The sequence below is a fragment of the Cellulomonas citrea genome (assembly GCF_009829685.1).
Lineage (GTDB): Bacteria > Actinomycetota > Actinomycetes > Actinomycetales > Cellulomonadaceae > Cellulomonas > Cellulomonas citrea.
In genome coordinates this window covers 1-5,380 of record NZ_VWSD01000179.1, presented here as the reverse complement: position 1 = coordinate 5,380, position 5,380 = coordinate 1, and the positions used below count along the sequence as shown (strand labels likewise).

Sequence of the window (5,380 nt, the reverse complement as noted above, 5' to 3'; positions counted from 1 at the left end):
CCGCGCCCGTCGGGGCCTGCGCGGCAGCCGGCTCCACGACCGCGGCGGCCGTGACCTCGTCCGCCACGGGCATGCTGCGTGAGGAGACCGTCCGCCGTGCGCCCGGGCCGGCCTTGGGGCGCGGCGGGATCGAGGGCGGATGTGGTCCCGTCATGCATCCTCCGTCGCCGGCGCGGTCACGTCGGCCTCGGGCTCCGCGTCCGTCTGCGGCGCGTCGTCGTCCGGCGTGCTGGTGCCGTCCACCGTAGCGGCATCGCCTGGCAGGCGTCGCTCACCGTTGCGGGCGACCGCGATGATCCGGTCCCCGTTGTCGGGCTTGGCGAAGATGACGCCCTGCGTCGTGCGACCCGTCGCATGCACCTCGGCGGTCGCCGAGCGCACGATCTTGCCGCGCTCCATGATGACGAGCACCTCGTCCTCGGTCTCCACGACGAGCGCGCCGACCAGGTCACCGTTGGCCTCGGGCAGGTTGGCCACCCGGATGCCCAGACCACCGCGGCCCTGCTGGCGGTAGTTCTCGACGGTGAGCGCGGTGCGCTTGGCGATGCCGCCCTCGGTCACCGTGAAGAGGTAGGCGTCCTCGCGCACGACGTCCATCGCGAGCAGCTCGTCCTCGCCGCGGAACCGCATGCCGGTGACACCCGAGGTCGCCCGGCCCATCGGCCGCAGCATGTCGTCCGACGCGGTGAACCGCACGGACTGACCCTTGCGGGAGACCAGGATGAGGTCCTGGTCGGAGTCGACGAGCCGCGCCGCGACGAGCTCGTCGGGCCGGCCCTCCTCGTCCTCGCGCAGGTTGACGGCGATGACGCCGCCGGACCGGTTCGAGTCGTACTCGGTGAGCCGGGTCTTCTTCACCAGACCGCGCTTGGTGGCCAGGACCAGGTACTCCGCCTGCTCGTAGTCGCGCAGGTCGAGCACCTGGGCGATGGTCTCGCCCGGCTGGAACGCCAGCAGGTTCGCGACGTGCTGACCCTTGGCGTCCCGACCGCCCTCGGGCAGCTCGTAGGCCTTGGCCCGGTAGACCCGGCCCAGGTTGGTGAAGAACAGCAGCCAGTGGTGCGTCGTGGTGACGAAGAACTGGTCGACGATGTCGTCCTCGCGCAGCTGGGCGCCGCGCACACCCTTGCCGCCGCGGCGCTGGGCCCGGTAGTTGTCCGACCGGGTGCGCTTGGCGTAGCCGCCGCGGGTGATCGTGACGACGACCTCCTCCTCGGCGATGAGGTCCTCCATGGAGACCTCGCCGTCGAAGGGCAGGATCCGGGTGCGCCGGTCGTCGCCGTACTTGGCGACGACGGCCGCGAGCTCGTCGGAGACGATCGTGCGCTGCCGGGCGTCGTCCGCCAGGATCGCGCGGTACTCGGTGATCGCGGCCTCGAGCTCGGCGTGCTTGTCGAGGATCGACTGGCGCTCCAGGGCGGCGAGCTGGCGCAGCTGCATCCGCAGGATCGCGGTCGCCTGCTCGTCGTCGATCTCGAGCAGGTCCTTGAGGCCCTCGCGTGCGGCCTCGGCGCTGGCCGACGCGCGGATGAGCGCGATGACGGCGTCCATCTGGTCGAGCGCCTTGAGGTACCCGCGGTAGATGTGGATGTCGCGCTCGGCCTGACGCAGCCGGTAGCTGGTGCGCCGGCGGATGACGTCGATCTGGTGCGCGGTCCAGTGCCGGACGAACGCGTCGATGCTCAACGTGCGCGGCACGCCGTCGACGAGGGCGAGCATGTTCGCCCCGAACGTGTCCTGCAGCTGGGTGTGCTTGTACAGGTTGTTGAGCACGACCTTGGCGACGGCGTCGCGCTTGAGCACGATGACCAGGCGCTGCCCGGTGCGGCCCGAGGTCTCGTCGCGGATGTCGGCGATGCCGGTGACCCGGTTGTCCTTGACCAGCTCGGCGATCTTGCTGGCCAGCGAGTCGGGGTTGACCTGGTACGGCAGCTCGGAGACGACGAGGCAGATGCGGCCGTGGATCTCCTCGACCTCGACGACGGCGCGCATCGTGATCGAGCCGCGGCCCGTGCGGTAGGCGTCCTCGATGCCCTGCCGGCCGAGGATCGTCGCGGCCGTCGGGAAGTCCGGCCCCTTGATCCGCTCCATGAGCGCCTCGAGCAGCTCCTCCTTCGAGGCGTCGGGGTGGTCGAGGTGCCACTGCACACCCGCGGCGACCTCGCGCAGGTTGTGCGGCGGGATGTTCGTGGCCATCCCGACGGCGATCCCGGCCGAGCCGTTGACCAGCAGGTTCGGGAAGCGGCTGGGCAGGACGACGGGCTCCTGGATGTGCCCGTCGTAGTTGTCCTGGAAGTCGACGGAGTCCTCGTCGATGTCGCGGACCATCTCCATGGCCAGCGGTGCCATCTTGCACTCGGTGTACCGCGGGGCGGCGGCCGGGTCGTCGCCGGGGGAGCCGAAGTTCCCCTGGCCGGCGACCAGCGGGTAGCGCATCGACCAGTCCTGCACGAGGCGGACGAGGGCGTCGTAGATCGCCGAGTCGCCGTGCGGGTGGTACTTGCCCATGACGTCGCCGACGACGCGGCTGCACTTGGAGAACTGCCGGTCGGGCCGGTAGCCGCCGTCGTACATGGCGTAGAGCACGCGGCGGTGCACCGGCTTGAGGCCGTCGCGCACATCGGGCAGCGCGCGCCCGACGATCACCGCCATCGCGTAGTCGAGGTACGACCGCTGCATCTCCAGCTGCAGGTCGACCTGGTCGATCCGGCCGTGCTCGATCTCGCCCGGGGTCTCGCTCATGGGGTCTGCCGTCGTCCTTCGTCAGGGGAGCCGGGTCGGTGCCCGGCGGGGCGCGGTGGGTGCACCGCTAGATGTCGAGGAAGCGCACGTCCTTGGCGTTGCGCTGGATGAACGAGCGACGCGACTCCACGTCGTCGCCCATGAGGACCGAGAAGATCTCGTCCGCGGCGGCCGCCTCGTCCAGGGTGACCTGCAGCAGGGTGCGGTGCTCGGGAGCCATCGTGGTCTCCCACAGCTCGGAGTAGTCCATCTCGCCGAGACCCTTGTAGCGCTGGATCGCGCCGTCCTTCGGCAGCCGCTTGCCGGCGGCCTGACCGGCGGCCACGACGACGTCGCGCTCACGGTCGGAGTAGACGTAGTCGTGAGCCGAGTTGGACCACTTGATCCGGTACAGCGGCGGCTGGGCCATGTAGACGTAGCCACCGGTGATGAGCTCGGGCATGTACCGGAACAGCAGCGTGAGCAGCAGGGTCCGGATGTGCTGGCCGTCGACGTCGGCGTCGGCCATGAGCACGATCTTGTGGTACCGCAGCTTGGTGACGTCGAAGTCCTCGCCGATCCCGGTGCCGAACGCGGTGATGAGGGCCTGGACCTCGTTGTTGCCCAGCGCCCGGTCCAGCCGGGCCCGCTCGACGTTGAGGATCTTGCCGCGGATCGGCAGGATCGCCTGGGTCCGCGGGTTGCGGCCGCGCACCGCCGAACCACCGGCGGAGTCACCCTCGACGATGAAGACCTCGCACTCGGCGGGGTTGTTCGACTGGCAGTCCTTGAGCTTGCCGGGCATGCCGCTGGACTCGAGCAGCCCCTTGCGCCGCGCACCCTCGCGGGCCTTGCGCGCTGCCATCCGGGCCACGGCCGACTGGATGGACTTGCGGATGATGTCGCGCGCCTCGGTCGGGTGCGCGTCGAGCCAGTCGCCGAACCTGTCGTTGACGACCTTCTGCACGAACGTCTTGGCCTCGGTGTTGCCGAGCTTGGTCTTGGTCTGGCCCTCGAACTGCGGCTCGCCGAGCTTGATCGACACGACGGCGGTGAGGCCTTCGCGGATGTCGTCGCCGGTGAGGTTCTCGTCCTTCTCCTTGAGCAGGCCCTTGTCCCGCGCGTACCGGTTGACCAGGGAGGTCATGGCCGCGCGGAAGCCCTCCTCGTGGGTGCCGCCCTCGGTGGTCGAGATCGTGTTGGCGTAGGTGTGCACCGACTCGGAGTAGGAGCCGGTCCACTGCATCGCGATCTCGACGCTGATCCGGCGCTCGGTGTCCTCGGCCTCGATGTCGATGACGTCGGGGTGCACGACCTCGTACTTCTTGGTCGTGTTGATGTGCTTGACGTAGTCGGTGAGCCCGCCGTCGTACCGGTAGCTCACGGTGCGCGGCTTGGCAGGCGAGTCGGCGGCGACCTCGTCCTCGGTGCCGGTGTGCTCGGGGCGCTCGTCGGTGAGGGTGAGCCGCAGCCCCTTGTTGAGGAACGCCATCTGCTGGAACCGCGAGCGCAGCGTCTCGAAGTCGTAGGTGGTGGTCTCGAAGATGTCGCCGTCGGCCCAGAAGCTCACCGTCGTGCCGGTCTCGTCGGTCGGCTCGTCCTGGGACAGCGGGGCGACCGGCACGCCGTACCGGTAGGCCTGCCGCCAGACGTGCCCGTCGACGCGGACCTCGACCTCGACCCGGGTCGACAGGGCGTTGACCACCGAGACGCCGACACCGTGCAGACCGCCGGAGACCGCGTAGCCGCCGCCGCCGAACTTGCCGCCGGCGTGCAGGACCGTGAGGACGACCTCGACGGCCGGCTTGCCCTCGGACTTCACGATGCCGACCGGGATCCCTCGGCCGTCGTCGCGCACCCGGACCCCGCCGTCGGCCAGCAGGGTGACCTGGATGTCGGTGGCGTACCCGGCGAGGGCCTCGTCGACGGAGTTGTCGACCACCTCGTAGACCAGGTGGTGCAGACCCCGCTCACCGGTCGAGCCGATGTACATGCCGGGCCGCTTGCGGACCGCCTCGAGACCCTCGAGGACGGTGATCGCGCTGGCGTCGTAGTCGGTGCCGGGGTGCGTCGCGTCGGGCTCGTCTGCGGTCGTGCGGTCGTCTGCCACGGGCGGCGGTACTCCTTGAGCTCTCACACGGGGCGGAGCGCGCCTGCCGAGAACTCGGAGGGCGGATCACTCCACGACGCTGGCGTTCGTGGTTCCAGACCGGCGCGGACGCGCCGAGAACGCTATGTCCAGTGTAGCCGCAGGACCTCCCAGATCCCGGCACCGCGGGCGGGTGTGCACGGTCGGCAGGTGGGCCGAGGCGGCGGAGCGACCGCCGGTCAGCCCCAGGTGTCGCGCGGGCCGCGCCCCGGCACCCGGCGCCGACCCCGGCCGAACCCCGGACCGGACGGCCCGAGCACGGTCACCTCGACGACGACCCCCTCACCGAGCTCCTCGGCGAGGCGCGCGAGCAGGGCCGACGTCATCAGCCGCAGGTTCGTCGCCCACGCTGTCGAGGACGCGCGCACGGTGAGCACACCGGCGTCGAGCCCGACGTACTCGCAGTGCTCGGCGACCTGGGGCCCGACCACCTGCGGCCACCGGGCGGCCAGGCCGCCGGCGACGAGCTCGTGCCCCCAGCCCAAGTCCGCGGCGAGCCGACGGGCGGAC

The 5,380-nt window shown here is 70.7% G+C and carries 3 protein-coding genes; all 3 read right to left on the bottom strand.

Translation table 11 applies throughout. The annotated features are described in order from the left end of the window. Nucleotides 1-150: 150 nt before the first annotated feature. The gene (gyrA, locus tag F2B26_RS14320; protein ID WP_159810515.1) at nucleotides 151-2,742 is read right to left on the bottom strand and encodes a DNA gyrase subunit A; all 2,592 of its coding nucleotides are present in this window, start codon (nucleotides 2,740-2,742) and stop codon (nucleotides 151-153) included. A 67-nt stretch (nucleotides 2,743-2,809) separates the two neighbouring features. Next, complete coding sequence (gyrB, locus tag F2B26_RS14315) at nucleotides 2,810-4,831, bottom strand: DNA topoisomerase (ATP-hydrolyzing) subunit B (protein WP_159810513.1); 2,022 nt, start codon at nucleotides 4,829-4,831, stop codon at nucleotides 2,810-2,812. Between the two features lie 218 nt (nucleotides 4,832-5,049). Then, the coding region (locus F2B26_RS14310) for a DciA family protein (protein WP_159810511.1) at nucleotides 5,050-5,380 on the bottom strand (331 nt) is incomplete at its 5' end.